The sequence below is a fragment of the Streptomyces sp. NPDC001787 genome, assembly GCF_040297465.1.
Lineage (GTDB): Bacteria > Actinomycetota > Actinomycetes > Streptomycetales > Streptomycetaceae > Streptomyces.
Genome location: NZ_JBEOZE010000018.1, coordinates 102870 through 121621, shown reverse-complemented (window position 1 = coordinate 121621; position 18752 = coordinate 102870). Strand labels below are relative to the sequence as shown.

16 protein-coding genes are annotated in these 18752 nt (G+C 71.7%); 8 read left to right on the top strand and 8 right to left on the bottom strand.

Annotated features, from left to right (window positions below; all coding sequences use genetic code 11):
- The first annotated feature begins 240 nt into the window (after window positions 1–240).
- Window positions 241–1248 (top strand): hypothetical protein, encoded by a 1008-nt coding sequence (locus ABT170_RS24030; RefSeq protein WP_351870591.1) that lies wholly within the window; start codon window positions 241–243, stop codon window positions 1246–1248.
- 191 nt (window positions 1249–1439) lie between these two features.
- Complete coding sequence (locus tag ABT170_RS24025; RefSeq protein WP_266926045.1) at window positions 1440–2969, top strand: amino acid permease; 1530 nt, start codon at window positions 1440–1442, stop codon at window positions 2967–2969.
- A gap of 31 nt (window positions 2970–3000) precedes the next feature.
- On the opposite strand, the gene ABT170_RS24020 is transcribed toward ABT170_RS24025, so the two are convergent.
- Complete coding sequence (locus ABT170_RS24020; RefSeq protein WP_351870588.1) at window positions 3001–3768, bottom strand: sulfite exporter TauE/SafE family protein; 768 nt, start codon at window positions 3766–3768, stop codon at window positions 3001–3003.
- A 330-nt stretch (window positions 3769–4098) separates the two neighbouring features.
- Here ABT170_RS24020 and ABT170_RS24015 point away from each other — a divergent pair, with 330 nt between their 5' ends.
- On the top strand, window positions 4099–5142 hold the full coding sequence (locus ABT170_RS24015; protein ID WP_351870685.1) for a hydroxyacid dehydrogenase: 1044 nt from the start codon (window positions 4099–4101) through the stop codon (window positions 5140–5142).
- Window positions 5139–7031, top strand: a complete 1893-nt coding sequence (locus ABT170_RS24010; protein ID WP_351870585.1) for a DUF2264 domain-containing protein — start codon at window positions 5139–5141, stop codon at window positions 7029–7031. Before ABT170_RS24015 ends, ABT170_RS24010 begins: the two co-directional genes overlap by 4 nt.
- 59 nt (window positions 7032–7090) lie before the next feature.
- On the opposite strand, the gene ABT170_RS24005 is transcribed toward ABT170_RS24010, so the two are convergent.
- From ABT170_RS24005 to ABT170_RS23985, 5 genes are all read right to left on the bottom strand, one after another.
- The gene (locus tag ABT170_RS24005; protein ID WP_351870582.1) at window positions 7091–7723 is read right to left on the bottom strand and encodes a LutC/YkgG family protein; all 633 of its coding nucleotides are present in this window, start codon (window positions 7721–7723) and stop codon (window positions 7091–7093) included.
- Complete coding sequence (locus tag ABT170_RS24000; protein WP_329947288.1) at window positions 7720–9255, bottom strand: lactate utilization protein B; 1536 nt, start codon at window positions 9253–9255, stop codon at window positions 7720–7722. Before ABT170_RS24000 ends, ABT170_RS24005 begins: the two co-directional genes overlap by 4 nt.
- Window positions 9252–10019, bottom strand: coding sequence for a (Fe-S)-binding protein (locus ABT170_RS23995; RefSeq protein ID WP_351870580.1), 768 nt, complete (start codon window positions 10017–10019; stop codon window positions 9252–9254). Before ABT170_RS23995 ends, ABT170_RS24000 begins: the two co-directional genes overlap by 4 nt.
- Window positions 10020–10151: 132 nt before the next feature.
- On the bottom strand, window positions 10152–10883 hold the full coding sequence (locus ABT170_RS23990) for a FadR/GntR family transcriptional regulator (protein WP_351870577.1): 732 nt from the start codon (window positions 10881–10883) through the stop codon (window positions 10152–10154).
- A 128-nt stretch (window positions 10884–11011) separates the two neighbouring features.
- On the bottom strand, window positions 11012–12247 hold the full coding sequence (locus ABT170_RS23985; RefSeq protein ID WP_351870574.1) for an MFS transporter: 1236 nt from the start codon (window positions 12245–12247) through the stop codon (window positions 11012–11014).
- Between the two features lie 72 nt (window positions 12248–12319).
- Between ABT170_RS23985 and ABT170_RS23980 the strand changes: the two genes are divergently transcribed.
- Complete coding sequence (locus ABT170_RS23980; RefSeq protein ID WP_329947292.1) at window positions 12320–13111, top strand: AraC family transcriptional regulator; 792 nt, start codon at window positions 12320–12322, stop codon at window positions 13109–13111.
- Between the two features lie 34 nt (window positions 13112–13145).
- Here the strand turns inward: ABT170_RS23980 and ABT170_RS23975 are convergent, their stop codons facing one another.
- Complete coding sequence (locus ABT170_RS23975; protein ID WP_329947293.1) at window positions 13146–13433, bottom strand: DUF3040 domain-containing protein; 288 nt, start codon at window positions 13431–13433, stop codon at window positions 13146–13148.
- A 251-nt stretch (window positions 13434–13684) separates the two neighbouring features.
- Here ABT170_RS23975 and ABT170_RS23970 point away from each other — a divergent pair, with 251 nt between their 5' ends.
- From ABT170_RS23970 to ABT170_RS23960, 3 genes are all read left to right on the top strand, one after another.
- Window positions 13685–14638 carry a HAMP domain-containing sensor histidine kinase gene (locus ABT170_RS23970; protein ID WP_329947294.1) on the top strand — a complete coding sequence of 318 codons (954 nt, stop codon included), beginning with the start codon at window positions 13685–13687 and terminating at the stop codon, window positions 14636–14638.
- Between the two features lie 2 nt (window positions 14639–14640).
- Entirely contained in the window at window positions 14641–15363 is a 723-nt protein-coding gene (locus tag ABT170_RS23965) for a response regulator (RefSeq protein WP_351870682.1), read from the top strand.
- A 136-nt stretch (window positions 15364–15499) separates the two neighbouring features.
- Window positions 15500–16393 carry a DUF2510 domain-containing protein gene (locus ABT170_RS23960; protein WP_351870680.1) on the top strand — a complete coding sequence of 298 codons (894 nt, stop codon included), beginning with the start codon at window positions 15500–15502 and terminating at the stop codon, window positions 16391–16393.
- A 67-nt stretch (window positions 16394–16460) separates the two neighbouring features.
- Here the strand turns inward: ABT170_RS23960 and ABT170_RS23955 are convergent, their stop codons facing one another.
- Complete coding sequence (locus ABT170_RS23955; RefSeq protein ID WP_351870569.1) at window positions 16461–18524, bottom strand: phosphocholine-specific phospholipase C; 2064 nt, start codon at window positions 18522–18524, stop codon at window positions 16461–16463.
- Between the last annotated feature and the right edge of the window lie 228 nt (window positions 18525–18752).

Sequence of the window (18752 nt, the reverse complement as noted above, 5' to 3'; positions counted from 1 at the left end):
ACGTCAACGCCCTTGGGGCAACAGCTATTTCAGTAAGATCCGCAAAGTCGTCGGAAGATCGGCGCCCGGCGCTCTACACTCACCGCCGAGCAACAACCGGACTCTCCGGCGCAGTTCGCTCACCGCAGCTGCTCCACCCCCCACGTTCTTGAGGATTCATGACGACCAGCCCCTTAGCCGTGCCGCGGTGCCCGGCGTTCCGCCCCGCCCCCTCAGGTCCTCCGGGGGCGGGGCGAGCCGATGGCCCCCAGTGATTTCCGGCCGGTGTACCACCCCGCCGGCCATGACAATGATCTGCGCGGCGCTCTGCAGGACCTGCGCACCGGCCGCTGGGTCTCCATGCGGAACCTGCTGGAGAGCACCCCGGACTGGTCCCTGTGGACCCAGCGCACCCAGGTGCTCGGCGCGGTGGCCGCGGGTTCCGACGCCGTGAAGGCGTGGCTGGCCGAGGAACCCCACAGCGTCGCCGCGGCCGTGATGCACGCCCGGGTCGTCGTGGAACGCGCCATCCGCGCGCACCGTGAACGAAGTTTGCACGCACAGCAGTTGTGGCAGGAGGCATGGGAGGGCTGCCGGTCGGCGGCGCACGCCTCACCCGCCGACCCGGTGCCCTGGATCTGTCTGCTCGCCCTGTCCCAGCTGGATGAACAGCAGCGGCTGGAGGAACACCGGCTGGCACCTCCGGGGCCGATGCTGTTCCCGGGACCCTGGGGCCTGCTCGCGGAAGCGGACAGACGCGACCCGTACAACCGTGAGTCGTATCACCGGATGCTCCAGTTCGTGTACGCCCGACGGGGCGGAGGTTCGCTGTCCGAAGCCGTCAACTTCGTACAATGGGCGGCTTCCTCGGCGCCGGACGGATCACCGCTCCATGCGCTGCCGCTGTACGTGCGGGTGGAGCGGTACCGCCGCGAGAAGGGCGGCGAGAAGGCGCTGGATCTGCACTGGGTCACCGAGGACGGGGAACGGGACGCCCAACGGGCGCTGCACATCTGGTTCCACCGTACCGACCCGGCCCGTCAGTCGCTGCTCGATCTGAACCATCTGGCCCACGCGCTGTGGGGCGCTCTGCAATTCGCCGAGGCGGCACCGGTGTTCCGGTCGCTGGGCCCCTACTACACCTCGGTTCCGTGGGCGTACCGCACCCGTACGCCCGGTGATCCGGCGGCGGCCGAGGAAGTGTTCCTGCGGGCCCGCAGCCGGAGTCTCACCGCCGCGCACGATCCGGGAGCCGGCCGGCACGGATGAGTGCGTGCTCACGCCCGGCCGCTCCCTCGCGCCCGTTGCCGCACTTCTTCCTGCCCTCCGCCCCTGCCCTTCCCTGACTTCTCGCCTTGCCCCCTGTCCCCTGTCCCCTTTCCCCGACTTTTCCCTCCTGTCCCCCTTCCGTTCCCGCTCCTTTCCCGGACCGTTCCCATCCCCACCCGGAGGTTCTCCCCATGTCCATATCCACCAGCAAGCAGTCGAGCGCGGAGGCCACTCCGCAGAGAGATGAAGAGCAACGCCTGCGGGAACTCGGCTACCAGCCGGTGCTGGCCCGCCGCATGGGCGGATTCGGCAACTTCGCCATCAGCTTCTCCGTGATCTCGATCCTGTCCGGCTGTATGACGCTGTACGGGTTCGGCATGTCGACCGGCGGCCCGTCGGTGATGCTCTGGGGCTGGGCCGGCGTCGGCCTGTTCGTGCTCTGTGTCGGCATGGCGCTGGCCGAGGTCACCAGCGCCTACCCCACGTCGGGGGCGCTTTACTACATGGCCGACCGGCTCGGTGGCCGCAAATGGGGCTGGTACACCGGCTGGCTGAATCTGCTCGGCCTGCTGGGCGCGATCGCCGGTATCGACTACGGCGCCGCACTGTTCACCGGTGCGCTGCTGAACCTTCAGTGGGGCTTCGACCCCACCCCCGGGTCCACGATGGTGATCTTCCTCTGCATCCTGCTGCTGCACGCCGTACTGAACCTGTTCGGCGTCCGCCTGGTCAGTGTGCTGAACTCGATCAGCGTGTGGTGGCACCTCGGCGGAGTGGCCGTGATCGTCTCCGTACTGGCGATCGTGCCCTCCAACCACCAGTCGCCGTCCTTCGTCTTCACCGAGTTCGTCAATGACACGGGCTGGGAGAACCCGCTGTACGTCGCGGCGATCGGGCTCCTGCTGGCCCAGTACACCTTCTGCGGCTATGACGCCTCGGCCCATCTGTCCGAGGAGACGTCCAACGCCTCGGTGACCGCCGCCAAGGGCATCGTCCGCGCGATCTGGGTGTCGTGGGTGGCCGGATTCGTCCTGCTGGCCGGGCTCACCTTCGCGATCCAGGACTACGCGGGCACGCAGAACAGCGCCACCGGAGTGCCGCCCGCCCAGATCCTCATCGACGCGCTGGGCACCGCGGGCGCCACGGCGATGCTGCTGATCGTGATCGCGGCACAGCTGTTCTGCGGCAACGCCGAGGTCGCCGCCGCCAGCCGGATGGTGTTCGCGTTCAGCCGGGACAACGCGCTGCCGGGCTCCGCGCTGTGGCGCAAGGTGAGCGCCCGTACGCAGACGCCGGTGCCGGCCGTGTGGCTCTCGGTCTGTGTCGCCGCGCTGCTGGCGGTGCCGTCGCTGTACTCCGCGACCGCCTACGGCGCGGTGACCGCGATCAATGTCATCGGCATCACTCCCGCCTACGCGATCCCGATCTATCTGAAGCTGCGCGCCGGGGACCGCTTCGAGCGCGGACCGTGGCATCTGGGCCGCTGGTCCAAGCCGATCGGCTGGATCGCCGTGGTCTGGGTCGCGATCGTGACCGTGCTGTTCCTGCTGCCGCAGTCCTCGCCGGTGACGATCGACTCCATGAACTACGCGTCGATCGCCCTGGTCGCGGTACTGGTCCTGGCCACGATCTGGTGGTTCGTCGCCCGCCGTTCGTACAGCACCCCGTCCGCGTACGGGAACGCCCGGGAGCAGGCGGAGATCGCCGAGGGCATCGTCTGACCGGTGTGCCGGGCGGTGTCCGGCCGCTGCGTCAGTTCAGCAGCAGCTGGAGGCCGCCCAGCACGGTCGCCCCGATGACGATCCGTTCGAAGACCTTCTGATTGATCCGGCCCACACATGTGCGGCCGATGAACGCGCCGGGGACGACGAACAGCACCAGGCACGCGTCCAGCAGCAGCGACCGGGCGTCGATGAGCCCGAGGCCCACGCTGAAGGGCACCTTGGACGTGTTGACGATCAGGAAGAACCACGCCGACGTTCCCAGGAAGCCGAGCTTCCGGAAACCGGCGGAGAGCAGATAGAGCGACATGACGGGGCCGCCCGCGTTGGCGACCATGGTCGTGAATCCGCCGAGCACTCCGTAGGTGCGTGCCTTGATCCGGCCGGCCCGTGAGGGGCCTCGCTCCGTCGCACCCGCCTGCGCCGGGACGGCGGCGGTACGACGGCGCCAGATGGTGACGCCCGACATGAACAGCAGAATCGCGCCGATCGAGGTCCGTACGGCGGCGTCGCCCGCCCACATCATGAAGAGCGTTCCCGCCACCACGCCCACGGCGACGGCGGGGAACAGCCGCAGCAGGGTCGGCCAGTGCGCGTGACGGCGGTAGACCAGCACGGCGAGGATGTCACCGGCGATCAGGATCGGGAGCAGCACCCCGGTGGATTCGCGGGCCGGGAGTACGGCCGCGAAGACCGCGAGGCTGATCGTATTGGCACCGCTGACCGCCGTCTTGGAGAAGCCGACGAGTGTGGATGCCGCCGCGAGCGCGGCCAGTTGCCAGAGTGTGATGGTGTCCATGCCGGATCAGATGGTAGACACACCCGGTTTTCGGCGTCCGGTCATCCCTCTTTCCGGCGGGCGGCCGGGGGTTCCGCCCGTGCCGCGCCCCGGGCGCTCGCGCGAGGCGTTCGGACGAACATCGGGGGGCTCGGCCCGGCCCTGAAATGATCGTTTGACCGTTTCAACTTTCTTCTGAGCGATCTATTGACCATGACCGATCAGTCGATCAGGATTTCCCGTGGTCCGCTGCTCGCGGTGATGCCGCTGATCCTCGCGTCCGCTCCGCTCCAGCGCCTCCGGCGCTCGGGGCTCGCGGCGGGCGCAGTCAAGCAACCGGACAGGAGAGAGATGACCCCCACCACCGGTCCCGCCGCGCCCGCGCCGGTCCGCCGTCCGCGCGCCGCCCTGGCCATGGGGAGGGACGCGGCAGCCGCCGTGTTCCCGCCGGAGTCCCTGGCCGCGCTGGGCGAGGTGTGCGCGCTCACCCCGCCGCCCGTGCTCGACGACTTCACCACCGACCGCGCCCGCGCCGCTCTCGCGGATGTCGAACTCCTGGTCACCGGCTGGGGCTGCCCACCGCTGGACGCGGACGTCCTGGCCGCCGCCCCCGCGCTGCGGGCCGTCGTCCACACCGCGGGCTCCGTACGCGGCCATGTCACCGAGGCCTGCTGGGAGCGTGGCATCGACATCTCGTCGGCCGCCGCGGCCAACGCCCTGCCGGTCGCCGAGTACACCGTCGCGATGATCCTCCTGTCCGGCAAGCGGGCCCTGGAACGGGCACGCGACTACCGGACCGTACGCCGCCGCGAGAATCCCCTGAGGACTCCTCCGCACGTGGGCAACTACGGCCGCACGGTGGGCATCCTGTCCGCCTCGATGACCGGGCGGCGGGTGATCGAGCTGCTGCGCCCGTACGGCCTGCGGGTCCTGCTGTACGACCCGTACGTCTCCGCGGCGGACGCCGGGGCGCTCGGCGTCCGGCGGGTGGGCATCGGCGAACTCTTCGCGCTGAGCGACACGGTGAGCGTCCACACACCGCTGCTGCCCGCCACCCGTGGTCTCGTCAGCCGTGAACTCCTCACCTCCATGCGGCCGGACGCCGTCCTCATCAACACCTCGCGCGGCGCTGTCGTCGACCAGGACGCGCTGACCGACGTGCTCCGGCAGGACCGGATCCGGGCGGTGCTCGATGTCACCGACCCCGACGAGCTGCCTGCCGCGCACCCCCTGTGGGAATGCGGGAACGCACTGATCACCCCTCATCTCGCCGGGTCCCAGGGCAACGAGTGGCGCCGGCTGGCCGAACTGGCGGTCGGCGAGGCCGGGCGCTGGGCCGCGGGCGACGGCTTCGCCCATCCCGTACGACCCGAAAGGCTGGCATTCCTCGCATGACCCTCTCCTTCGAACTCCCCGCCGAAGACCGTGCCCGCAGCCCGTACACCGGCTACACCCGGGCGCACTGGGAGGCCGCGGCCGACGGGCTGCTGCACGCCGCCTGGCGGTGGGCCACCCCCGGCCGGGCCCTGCTCGACCTCCCGGGCAGGCCCTCGGCCTCGGGGGTCCGGTCCGACGGACTGGAGGGGTACGCCCGTACGTTCCTGGCCGCCGCGTTCCGCGTGGCGGGCGCGGAGGGCAAGGACCCGCACGGCTGGCTGGAGCGGTACGCGGACGGGCTGGGCGCCGGTACGCGCACCCCCGGGCGGGAGGACACCGAGTCCTGGCCGCTGATCCTGGACCACCAGGTGCAGGGGCAGCCCATGGTGGAGTCCGCGTCCGTCGCCATCGGCCTCCGGCTGACCCGGCCCTGGCTCTGGGACCTGCTCGACGACGGGGTGCGCGACCGGGCCGAGGAGTGGCTCCGGGGAGCGCTGCGGCACACTCCGGCGCCGAACAACTGGTACCTGTTCCCGTACTCCGTCGCCGGGTTCCTGGAGTCGGTGGGCCGCGGCGACGCCGAGACCGCGCGGGCCAGGGAGCGGGCGCTGGAGCTGCTGGAGGGCTGGTACCGGGGCGGGGGCTGGTACGCGGACGGGGACGGGCGTGCCTTCGACCACTACAACGGCTGGGCCCTGCACCTCTATCCGGTGCTCGACGCCCATCTGTCGGGGGACACGGAGCTGGGCGAGCGCTACGGAGCGCGACTGCGCGAGCATCTGGAGAGCCATGCCGCGATGTTCGGGGCCGACGGCGCGCCGCTGTACTTCGGGCGCTCCCTCTCGTACCGCTTCGCGGCGGGCGCCGCGGCCGGGATCGGTGCGGTGAGCGGGCACACCCCGCTCTCCCCCGGGGTGTCCAGGCGGCTGGTGAGCGGATCGCTGCGCTACTTCCTGGAGCGGGGCGCGACCGGGGACGACGGGCTGCTCTCCCTGGGCTGGCACGGCCCGCACGAGGCCACGCTCCAGACCTACTCCGGCCCCTCGTCGCCGTACTGGGCGTCCAAGGCGTTCGTCGCGCTGCTCGCCCCCGCGGAGCATCCGCTGTGGACGGCGACCGAGGAGCCCGCGCCGAGCGAGGGCCCCGACCGGGTGCTGTCCGTACCGGCTCCCGGTCTGCTCGTGCAGTCGACGCGGGCGGACGGCATCGTCCGGCTGCACAATCACGGCAGCGACCACGTCCGGCCGCACGAGGGCGAGCCGGCGGCCGGTCAGGACCCGCTCTACGCCCGGCAGGCCTACTCCACGGTGACCGGCCCGACCTCCGCCGCGAACACCGCGGACAACCATCTGTCGGTGCGGCTCGGCGGGGCTCGCAGCGCGCGGGTGCGCATCCACCCGCTGGGTGCGGGGCACGGCGAGGGCTGGGGCTGGGCCGCGTCCTGGCACCGCCCGGTATTCCCGTCGGGCCCGCCCACGGTGCCGGGGCTGCGGGTGGAGAGCGTCACCGTCGTGCGGGGCCGCTACGAGCTGCGGGTGCACCGGGTGCTGGGGGCTCCGGACGGGGCCCGGATCGAGCAGACCGGCTGGGCGACGGGTCCCGGGGACGGGGTGCGGTCCCAGTTGCACGGGCTGCACGGCTGGCAGGAGCGGGAGGAGGTGCGGGCCCCGCAGGGCACGGCGTTCACCCGCTGGGCCGTGCTGCCCCGGCTCTCCGCCGACACGCGGGGCACGGCGCTGCTGGTGGCGCTCGCCTCGCTCACCGCGGAACCGGACGCCGGCGGGCTCGCCGCGGTGGCGGACGTCCGGGCCGCGAACGGTGACACGGTGGAGGCCGTGTGGGCGTGGGACGGGGCGAGGACGCGAATCGTCTTCGGCTCCGCGGGAGTGACGGTGGATCAGCTCTGAGGGCGGTCCTGCGGGCTCCGGTCCCCCGGGCTCCGGTCCCCCGGACTCCGGTACAGCCCTCAGGCATCCGTGCGGATCACCACGGCGAGGGTGCGCGGGCCGTGGACGCCCTCCACCCGCTCCAGTTCGATGTCCGAGGTGGCCGAGGGCCCGCTGATCAGGGTCGTCGGCCGCTCGGGCACCAGCCTGGCCACCGCCTCCGGCACACCGGCCTCGACCGAGGACAGGTCGACGACGCAGACGTGCAGATCGGGGACGAGGGACAGGGCCCGGCGTCCCTGGTCGGGCGAACCGTCCAGAAAGATCGTGCCGGTCTCCGCGCAGCTGACGGCGGAGGCGGTCACCACCCCGTCCAGGGTGTCGAGGCTCGGCGCGGGAACGCCGGCGGAGTCCTGCTGGACCTCGCCGTCGAACGCGGCGAGCCACCGCGCGTCGAGCCCGGCGGGCACGCCGATCCGATGGGCGCCGTGCTCCCGCAGGACCTCGGCGAGCACGTCGGCGGTACGGTCCGCCGTGCAGGGGTGGACGCGCGCCTTGTAGTCGACGAGCCGGTCGGTGAACAGGGCCAGCCGTACGTCGTCGGGCAGGGTGCGGCCGGTGCGGTAGTCGCGCGGGATCGCCGTCGCGGTGGCGGGGGCGAGGGCCAGGGCGTCCCTGACCCGGCCGAGCACGGTGTCACGGGCGGTGGTCATTTCTCGTCCTCCTGGCGGCTGCTGTCGTATTCCGCGGCGGCGGCCCGCATCGTGGCGGCGCCCTCCGCCGATGCCAGCCAGGAGCGGAAGGTCCGGCGGGGCGGGGCGGCGGTGTCGCGGCTGTCGCTCCAGCCGTTGAGCGGTGCGGGCAGATGCGAGATCGTGCCGTCCCGCCCGGCGACGGCCCGGCCGAGACCGGACGCCTTCTGCGCGGCGGTGAAGAGTTTCGGCCTGCTCATCACGGCCGCGGCGGCCTTCATGGCCAACTTCTCCGCCGTCGTACCGGACTGCTCGGTGTTCTGGTGACGCAGCTCGACCAGCAGCGAGGGGATGTCGATCTTGACCGGGCAGGCGTCGAAACAGGCGCCGCAGAGGCTGGAGGCGTACGGCAGCGAGCTGTTGGGGTCGTCCTTGGCGGCGTGCATCCCGGCGAGCTGCGGAGTGAGCACCGCTCCGATCGGGCCGGGGTAGGTCGATCCGTAGGCGTGTCCGCCGGCCCGTTCGTACACCGGGCACACGTTGAGGCAGGCGGAGCAGCGGATGCAGTTGAGGGCCGCGCGTCCGATCGTGTCGGCGAGGGCCGCGGTCCGTCCGTTGTCGAGCAGGATCAGGTGGAAGTCCTGCGGCCCGTCGCCGGGCGTCACCCCGGTCCACATCGAGGTGTACGGGTTCATCCGCTCGCCCGTGGAGGAGCGCGGCAGCAGTTGGAGGAAGACCTCCAGGTCCGAGTAGCGCGGCAGGACCTTCTCGATGCCCATGACGGTGATGAGGGTGTCGGGCAGGGTCAGGCACATCCGGCCGTTGCCCTCGGATTCGACGACGGACAGGGTGCCGGTCTCGGCGATCCCGAAGTTGGCGCCCGAGACGGCGACCTTCGTCGTCATGAACTTCTCGCGCAGATAGGCGCGGGCGGCCGCGGCCAGGTGAGCGGGCACGTTGTCCAGCCCCGGGTCGACGCCGGGGATCTCCTTGAGGAAGATCTGCCTGATCTCGTCGCGGTTGCGGTGGATCGCGGGCACCAGGATGTGCGAGGGCCTGTCGTGGGCGAGCTGGACGATGAGTTCGGCCAGGTCGGTCTCGTACGGGGTGATCCCGGCGGCTTCCAGGTGCTCGTTGAGGCCGGTCTCCTGGGTGGCCATCGACTTGACCTTGATGACGTCGGCGCTGCCCGTCGCCTTCACCAGCCGGGTGACGATCTCGTTGGCCTCGGCTCCGTCGCGGGCCCAGTGGACGGTGCCGCCGTGCTCGGTGACCTTGCGCTCCAGTTGCTCCAGGAGTTCGGGAAGCCGGTTCATGGTGTCGGTCTTGATGGCCGATCCGGCGTCGCGCAACTGCTCCCAGTCGGGGAGTTCGCCGGTGACGTGGAGGCGTTTGGCGCGGATGGTGCGGGTGGCCCGGCCGAGATTGCGGCGCAGCTGGCCGTTGCGCAGCTCGTCGTGGGCGGCCTGGGGGAACGTCTGCTCGCCGCGCAGATTGCCCGTCCCGTACGGGGAGCGGGGCGGCGCGGCGGGCATACCGAGGAAGGTGCTCATGCGGCGGCCTCCAGCAGGGCGTGCGGCGAGGTGCGGGTGGCTGCGAGGATCTGGGCGAGATGCAGGGTGCGCGTACCCGCCTTGATCCTGGAGAGTCCCCCGCCGATGTGCATCAGGCAGGAGGAGTCCCCGGCGGTGCACACGGCGGCCCCGGTGGCCACGATGCCGGTCATCTTGTCCTGGAGCATCGCGGTGGACGTCTCGGCGTTCTTCACGGCGAAGGTGCCGCCGAAGCCGCAGCAGACCTCTGCTTCGGGAAGCTCGACGAGGTCGATGGAGTCGACGGCACGCAGCAGTCGCAGCGGCTTGTCACCGACCCGGAGCATCCGCAGGGAGTGGCAGGTGGGGTGGTAGGTGACACGGTGCGGGAAGTACGCGCCGACGTCGGTGGCATCGAGGACGTCGACCAGGAATTCCGAGAGCTCGTACGTCTTCGCGCTGACGGTGGCGACCGCGGCGCGCAGCGCGGTGTCACCGTACCGTTCGGCGATGATCCTGTGCTGATGGCGGACCGAGCCCGCGCAGGAGCCGGACGGCATCACGACCGCCTCGATGGAGGCGTCGCCGAACTGGTCGGCGAAGTTGCGTACCAGCGGAACGGGTTCACGTTGGTATCCGGTGTTGACGTGCATCTGGCCGCAGCAGGTCTGCTCCGGCGGGAACACCACTTCGTGTCCCAGGCGGGCGAGCAGGACCGCGGTGGATTTCACCGCCTCGGGGAAGAGCGTGTCTCCCAGACAGGTGGCGAAGAGTCCGATGCGCATGGGGCCTCCTCGGTCGTTTGTATGGTCGGACCATACTAGCCTCGGTCCGCATCCGGAACGATGAGGTCGCGAAAAAGGGACGGTGCGTCGCGCACCGTCCCCTGGGTCCTCCCGACCAGCCCCGCCGGCCTCTCAGCCCCTGGCGTTCTCGTCGACGAGCGTGCCGTGCAGCCCCCGGATGTGCTCCTCCACCAGGTCCGCGGCCTCGGTGCCGCGCCCCTCGCGCACCAGGCGCAGCAGCTCCGTGTGCTGGGCGTTGAGCGCACGGGCCGTGGCGGGCCAGTCGGCCGCCGCCTCCAGCGCGCGCAGGATCAGCGGGCGCACCGACTCGCGTACGGCGGAGGTGAGCGTGGAGGTGAGCGCGTTGCCGGAACTTTGGGCGATCAGCACATGGAAGCGGGTGTCCAGGTCGTTGAACTCGCCGACGGTGACGTCCGGCCCGCCCATCCGCCGGACGAGCCCCTGTGCCTCGTCGAGGTCCTCGGCCCCGGCGTATCCCGCCGCCGCCTCGAAGCTGGACCGCTCCAGGACGACCCGCGCCTCCAGGACGTCGTGCAGGCTGTAGCTGCCGAGCGCGAAGTGCAGGCGCAGCAGCCGGCCGAGCGCGTCGTCCGGGTTGCGGACGATCCGGGCGCCGGAGTCCGGGCCCCGTCCGGGCTGGGCCACCAGTACGCCGATGGTCTCCAGCACCCGGAGCGCCTCGCGCAGCGCGGACCGGCTCACACCGAGCACGGGGGCCAGCTCCCGTTCGGGCGGCAGCCGGTCGCCCGCCCTCAGCTCACCGGAGGACACCCGGTCCTCGATGCTCTGGAGCACGAGCTCATGCGTACGGGACTGCCGTACCGGCTGCCACTCGACGGGCATCCACCACTCCCTGCACCTCACGGACGGTCGAATTCTCAGACTATGTCACGCATGCCATGTGGTCGGACCGAACCCGTCGGGTACCGTCCGGCCCGGCTGCCCGGCGGCGTCCGGACGGGCACCGGCCCTCACCTCTCGGCCGCCCGGGAGGGCACCACCGCGACCAGCAGGCCGCACACCGCCGCGCCTGTGCCGAGTGCCACCACCCCGGCCCAGCCGCCGCCCGCCCAGGCCAGGGTGCCCAGCAGCGACCCGACCGCGATGCCCAGAAAACGCAGGGTGAAGTAGAGCGTGTTGAGCCGGCTGTGGACAGCGGGGTCGCGGGTGAACAGGGCCGTCTGGCAGACGGCCTGGCTGCCCCAGACGCCCACGTCGAGAACGACCACTCCCGCGATCAGCCAGAGCAGCCCGTCGCCGCCGGGCGCGAGAAGCAGCCACCCCCCGACGACCAGCCCGATGAGCAGCCCGAGGGAGAGCCGGTGCCCGAGGCGGTCGGCGAGCCGCCCGGCGTACGGCGAGCCGAGCGCGCTGGCCGCGGCGACCAGGCCGAACAGCCCGATTCCGGTGGGACCGAAGCCGTAGGCGCGCTCCAGGAGGAACGTCAGCGCCGTCCAGAACGCGCCGAACGAGATCCCGACCAGCGCACCGGAGAGCGTGATGCTCCGGACGAGCCGGTCGGCCGCGAAGAGCTTGGGCAGCGAGGTCAGCGTGGCGCGGTAGGCAGGTGTCCCGGCGGCCGGGGGAACCCGGGGCAGGGCGCGCCGGAGCACGGCCATCAGGAGCAGCGTCAGCGCGGCGGAACAGCCGTACACGGCACGCCAGCCGAAGAGTTCGGCCAGCGCCCCGGAGTACGCGCGTGCGGCCAGGACCCCGACCAGCAGCCCCGCCTGCACCGTACCCACCAGCGTTCCCCGGCCCGCTCCCGCCCCGCCCTGCCGGCCGGCCAGCGCCACGGCGAAGGGCGTGACGAGCTGCGGAACCGGGGACAGCAGTCCCAGTACGAAGCTCGACACGACCAGGCACCACACCGTGGGCGACGCGGCGCAGGCGGCGAGCGCGAGCACGGAGGCCGTGCCGAGGCCGAGGATCAGCCGCCGCCGGTCATGGCTGTCCCCGGCGGGCACGAGCAGCAGGATGCCCGCCGCGTAGCCGAGCTGGGTGGCTGTCGGTACGGAGCCAAGGACATCGGGCGGCACTCCCAGGGAGTCCGCCGCGTCGGCCAGCAGCGGCTGGTTCACATAGACGTTCGCCGCGGTGACGGCGCTGGTGCAGGCGAGCAGGGCCGTCAGCCCCCGGGTACGTACCGGAGCGGTGCCGGATCCGGGGTCGGTTTCGGTTTCGGTGCGGGTATGGGGTCGGTTCACATGGGTCGACGTTAGGACGGCCCGAACCGGCATACTTTCGGTGTAGCGCCATCATCTATCGAGAGTGCGCCAATGTATGGAAAGAGCGAGCTCCGCGACGACTACCAGGACGTGCCCCGGCCCGTCGGAGCCATGGCACGCGATCTCGCGGACGGCCACCACATCCCGCCGCACGAGCACCGGCGGGCCCAGCTGATCTACGGCACGACGGGAGCGATCACCGTCACGACCGGGCACGGGGTCTGGGTGGTTCCGGCCACCCGGGGCGTCTGGGTGCCGGCCGGGCTCACCCACGCCATGACCTGCGCGGGCGCGGTGGCCATGCGCACCCTCTACATCGAGCCGCAGTCCTCCTGGCACCTGCCCACCGCACCGACCGTCGTCTCGGTCTCCCCGCTCCTGCGCGAGCTGATCGAGGACGCCACCCGGATTCCGGTGGAGTACGACCGGCGGGGCCGCGACGGCAGGGTCATGGAACTGCTGCTCCTTGAGCTGGCCCCGCGCCCCGTCCCCGCGCTGCATCTGCCGGCTCCCCGGGACAACGGGCCCGAGGGGCTGCACCGGCTCTGCGAGGCGATCCGGGAGCACCCCGGCCGCCGGTGGACGACGCCCAGGGCCGCGGCGTTCGCGCATATGAGTACGCGCAGTCTCCAGCGCGGATTCACCGCCGCCACGGGCATGGGACTGGCCCGCTGGGTGCAGCAGGCCAGACTCGTCCACGCGGTCACCCTGCTCGCGTCCGGCACCCCGGTCACGGCGGTCGCCGCGGAACTGGGCTATGCCACCCCCAGCGCCTTCACCGCGATGTTCCGCCGCACGCTGGGAATCACGCCCTCCGCCTACTTCGCCGACCGCGCGCCGTGACCGGGTCCGCCGGGCGCGGGGAGGTCCGACGGGCTCAGCGTGCGGGTGGCACGCTCCGGCCGCGCGGCCGGCCGCGCTGAGGGTCGAAGAGCTGACCGGCCACCCCGGCCACCACGAGGCCCGCGGCGATCAGGAGACCGTGTTCCGCGGCGATTCCGGCGCCCAGGGCGGCGAGCCCGGCACCCAGCCAGATCCAGGCCTGGACCCGGCGGTTCCCGCGCGGGGCACGCGTGCTGCCGCCGGACAGCGCATCGGCGAACTCGGGGTCCTCGTGACGCAGTCGCTCCTCAAGATCACGCAGCCGCTTGTCGTACGTGGGCATGAATGTCTCCCTCCCGGTGCGGAAACCGCTGTGTACGAGGCCGTCACCGCCGGGTGCGCGGAGGCGGGACCCGTCCTCCATGCTCCTGGACGCGACGCCGCCCGGACCATCGGGGACACCACCCATTTCCGGGGGCGGTCACCATGTACGCGGGCGCACGCGGGGACCGGGGCGGGGCACGGCGCAAAGTCAGCGGCGATAGTGGAGGCAGTCAACCGTGCGTACACCTGTCCTGAGGAGGCTGTGCTCCCTTGTCCCTGTTCCGGCGGATCTTCCTGCTCAACGCGGCGGTGCTGGTGGCGGCCGGTGCCCTCCTGCTGCTCGGCCCGATCACCATCTCCACCCCGGTGCTGCTGACCGAGGCCCTGATCCTGGCCGGTGGCATCGCCTCGATGCTCGTCGCCAACGCGGCCCTGCTCAGGCTCGGACTCGCCCCGCTCCAGCGGGTCACCCGGGCGATGACCACCATCGACCTGCTGCGCCCGAGCCCGCGCCCCGAGGTCGCCGGGCAGGGCGAGGTCGCCGACCTGATCGAGACGTTCAACACGATGCTCGACCGGCTGGAGGCGGAGCGGGCCGCCAGCAGCGCCCGCGCGCTCTCCGCCCAGGAGGCCGAACGCCGCCGGGTCGCCCAGGAACTGCACGACGAGGTCGGCCAGACGCTGACCGCCGTACTGCTCGAACTGAAGCGCGTCGCCGACCGGGCCCCCGAACCGCTGCGCGGCGAACTGCGCCAGGTCCAGGAGGTCACCCGCGGCGGGCTGGACGAGATCCGCAGGATCGCCCGCCGGCTGCGCCCCGGCGTGCTGGAGGAGCTGGGCCTGGTCAGCGCCCTGACGGCGCTGCTCACCGAGACACCGACGCCCGACGGGCTGACGGTCGGCCGCCGGATGGAGAAGGACCTGCCCGAACTGGGGGCCGAGGCCGAACTCGTCGTGTACCGCATCGCCCAGGAGTGCCTCACCAATACGGTCCGCCATTCCGGCGCCACTCGTCTGGAGCTCTCGCTGCGCCGCAGCACGGGCGGGGTGGAGCTGTGCGTCCGCGACAACGGCCGGGGACTCGGTGACGCCCCCGAGGGCGGGGGACTGCGCGGGATGCGCGAACGCGCCCTGCTCATCGGCGCCGCGCTCCACCTCGGCGGCGGCCCCCTGCAAGGCACCGAGATACGCCTCGATGTGCCCGTCCGGAACGAAAGCCGGTGACCATGCCCATGTCCTCGTACCCGCCCGCCTCCCCCGGCCCGGCCGCCGCTTCTCCCGTCGCCCCGGGGAAACCGGCGCGCACGACCCGCATCCTGCTCGCCGACGACCACGCCCTGGTCCGACGCGGTGTCCGCCTCATCCTGGACAGCGAACCGGATCTCCAGGTGGTCGCCGAGGCGGGCGACGGTGCCGAGGCCGTCGAGATGGCCCGCGCCGAGCGGCCGGACCTGGCCATCCTCGATATCGCGATGCCCCGCCTGACCGGGCTCCAGGCGGCGCGCGAGCTGTCCCGGATCCAGCCGGAACTGCGCATCCTCATGCTGACCATGTACGACAACGAGCAGTACTTCTTCGAAGCGCTCAAGGCGGGAGCGGCGGGCTACGTACTGAAGTCCGTCGCCGACCGGGACCTCGTGGAGGCCTGCCGGGCCGCGATGCGCGACGAGCCGTTCCTCTACCCCGGTGCGGTCACCGCGCTGATCCGGCACTTCCTCGAACGGGCCAGGGAGGGGGACGACCTCCCGGCCCGCGCCATCACCGAACGCGAGGAGGAGATCCTCAAGCTGGTGGCCGAGGGCCACTCGTCGAAGGAGATCGCCCGACTCCTCGTGATCAGCGTCAAGACCGTGGAGAGGCATCGCGCGAACCTGCTCCACAAGCTCGGACTGCGCGACCGTCTGGAGCTCACCCGCTATGCGATCCGCGCCGGTCTGATCGAGCCCTGACGGCTCTCCGCGGTCCGCGGCCGGCCCGAAACGCGTGCCTCCGGCGCGGTGCGCCACGCCCCTGCGCCGAGAGTTCGTGTGTCGATAGTTCATGTGATTCTCACTCAGTACGCATACGGTGCACACCGTGACCCAGATGAGTCCGCCCGGTTGGCATCCAGACCCCGGGCATTCAGGAATTGGCCCCGCCCAGGAACGCTGGTGGGACGGGACCCGGTGGACCGAGCACCTCCGTGTGCCGCCCGCGGCGATCCGGCGGCGCCGGACGCGCGTCGCCGTCGGTGTGACGGTCGGCGTGGTGGTGCTCGCGGCCATCGGGGGCGGTGTGTTTCTGCTCCAGGAGGACGGCGACGACCGGCCGGGCACCGCCGCCACCGCGCCGCGGCCCGCACCGTCCGGCAGCCCGGGGCCCGGCGCACCGGACGGGAACGGCGGGGACAGCGGCGGGAACGGGAGCGGCGGTCAGGGCCCCGACGGGCAGATCCCGCCGACCGAGAAGGGGTATGCGACGGATCTGGCCAGCGGCATCAGCCTCCCGGTGCCCAAGGGCTGGACCGGCAGGTCGGGCACCGTCGGAGCCGGGCTCACCACCGGTGAGTACGCCTGTCCGGGGAACTCGGGCGAGAAGTGCGTGCGCGGCGGTGTGTTCTCCGCCCCGGCGGTCGCCCTGAAGCTCGACGCGACCACGGCGGAGGCAGCGGCCAAGAAGGACATCGCGGTCAACGCCGAGGAGTCGTACGGCGAGAAGATCTACGGAGGCATCGCCTCGCACGAACAGCTCAAGTCCGGGCCGGTCACCGTGGCGGGCCAGAAGGGCTACGCGGTGCGGTGGAAGGTGGTGACGGAGAAGGGCGACGACGGGTACGTCGAGTCGCTGGCCTTCCCCTCCCCCGCCTCCGAGGACCTGCTGGTCGTCGTCCGCTCCGGCTTCGACGTCAACGCCGGGGCGCCGAAGCTCTCCGTCCTGGACGACATCACCAAGGGCATCAAGGCGGCTGCCGGCGGAGCGGGCACCGGCCGGACCGCCTGACGGGACACCGTGCCCGGACCGCCCGACGGGACACCCGGCTCCGGGCCGGGTGTCCGTAGGGCGCCGGTCAGACGGTGAGCGTCGCCGGGTCGCTGATGCCAGGCTCGCCGGTCTCCACATGGCCGGCGAAGCGCCGCAGGAAGCCGCTGCCCGTACCCGCGTCGACGGACACGTCGTACCAGCGCCGGGAGGCGCTCAGGTCCACGGTGTGGCGGACCGTCGCCCCCGGTCCCACCGTGACCGTCAGCGGCGGCCGGCCACCGTAGGCGTTGGCGACCGTGAGCCTCGCGTCCGCGCTCCCGGCGTTGGTGAGCGTCAGATCCAGGTTGCCGGTGCCGGCGTTGTGGCGGGCCGTCACCTCGGGGCCGGCGGTCTTCGCCGGACACCTGAACGTCCGCAGGAAACCGTTCGGTCCGTGCACCGTGAGGTCGTGCGTGCCCTTCGAGTAGGCGGAGTTCCAGGTGTCGGAGACCGTACGGCCGGCCTCCGCGGTGTAGGTCCACGGGGCGTCGGTGCGGTTCGCCGAGGTGACGTAGAACTGCGCCCCGGCCTCCGTACCGGGGCTGAAGGTCAGGGCGATGCGGCCGTCACCCACGCTGACCGCGCCGTCGACGTACGGCGCGTAGGGCAGCGGCCTGGCCGGGCGCGTGCCCGCTTCCTGCTTGGGCATGCTGCCGACTCCGGGCGGTGTGGGCCGGTAGTCGGGGTGGCGGTCGTGGTCCGGCGGCGCGTAGCCGGAGGTGTCGGGCAGTGCGGCGGGGGCCGTGTCCGTCGCGCCGAAGTCGAAGGCCGAGGTGAGGTCGCCGCAGATGGCGCGGCGCCATGGGGAGATGTTCGGCTCGCGCACCCCGAAGCGCCGCTCCATGAACCGCAGGATCGAGGTGTGGTCGAACACCTCGGAGCAGACATAGCCTCCGGTGCTCCAGGGGGAGACGACGAGCATGGGCACGCGCGGGCCGAGTCCGTAGGCACCGGCCGCGTACGCGATACCGCCCCGGTACAGGTCCGGGGCGACATCGACGGTGGACAGGCCCTGTGCGGCGGAGGACGGCGGGTAGGGCGGCACGACGTGGTCGAAGAACCCGTCGTTCTCGTCGTAGGTGATGAACAGGGCGGTACGGCTCCACACCTCGGGGTTGGACGTCAGTGCGTCCAGCATCCGCGCGATGTACCAGGCGCCGTAGTTCGAGGGGAAGTTGGCGTGCTCGGAGAAGGCCTCCGGAGCGGCGACCCAGGAGATCTGCGGCAGCCTCCCGGCCCGTACGTCCGCCGTGAGCTCGTCGAAGTAGCCGTCGCCCGCCTTGACGTTCGTACCGGTGCGCGCCTTGTCGTGGAGCGGGTCGCCGGGGCGGGCGTCGCGGTAGGTGTCGAAGTAGAGCAGGGAGTTGTCCCCGTAGTTGCCGCGGTAGGCGTCGTCGATCCAGCCCCAGCTCCCGGCGGCGTCGAGGCCGTCGCCGATGTCCTGGTAGATCTTCCAGGAGATTCCGGCCTCCTCCAGCCGTTCTGGGTAGGTGGTCCAGCCGTACCCCTTCTCCTCGTTGCCGAGCACGGGACCGCCGCCGGTCCCGTCGTTCCCCGTGTACCCCGTCCACATGTAGTAGCGGTTCGGGTCGGTGGCCCCGATGAACGAGCAGTGGTAGGCGTCGCAGACGGTGAACCTGTCGGCGAGCGCGTAGTGGAAGGGGATGTCCCCGCGCGTGAGGTAGGCCATCGTCGTGGGAGTCTTGGCGGGTATCCACCGGTCGTAGCGGCCGCCGTTGTACGCCCGGTGACCGCCCGCCCAGTCGTGGTTGAGGCCCTGGAGGAACTGCATCCCCAGGTCGTCGGCCGTCGGGTGGAACGGCAGGGTCTCCTTGCCGGTCCCGTCAGCCTGGTGCCAGACCGACGACCCGCTGGGGAGGGTCACCGGGCGTGGGTCCCCGAACCCCCGTACGCCCTTCATCGCGCCGAAGTAGTGATCGAAGGACCGGTTCTCCTGCATCAGCACGACGATGTGCTCGACGTCCTGGATCGTGCCGGAGCCGCGGTGTGCGGGGATCGCTGCGGCCCGGTCGATGCTGCTCGACAGAGCGGCGAATCCCGCTGTGGCACCCGCGAGTTGGAGGAAGCGACGGCGATTGAGGTCAGCCATGAGAGTGGGGCCTCTTGGGGTGAGGGAACAGAAGCGAGCAGAATGTTCCAAGAGGACCGGGCAGAAGGGAAGAGGCCGCGACGGTGTCGTGAACAACGGCCGTACACACCGTCACAGGCCTTGCGCCCGCATCCGGACCGCCGGCCCGGGGCCCAGGCCCCGGCCCCGGTCCCGGTCCCGCGAGCGGCACCACGCCCTCCGGCCGTGCCCGGCCCGCGCCCGTCGCGA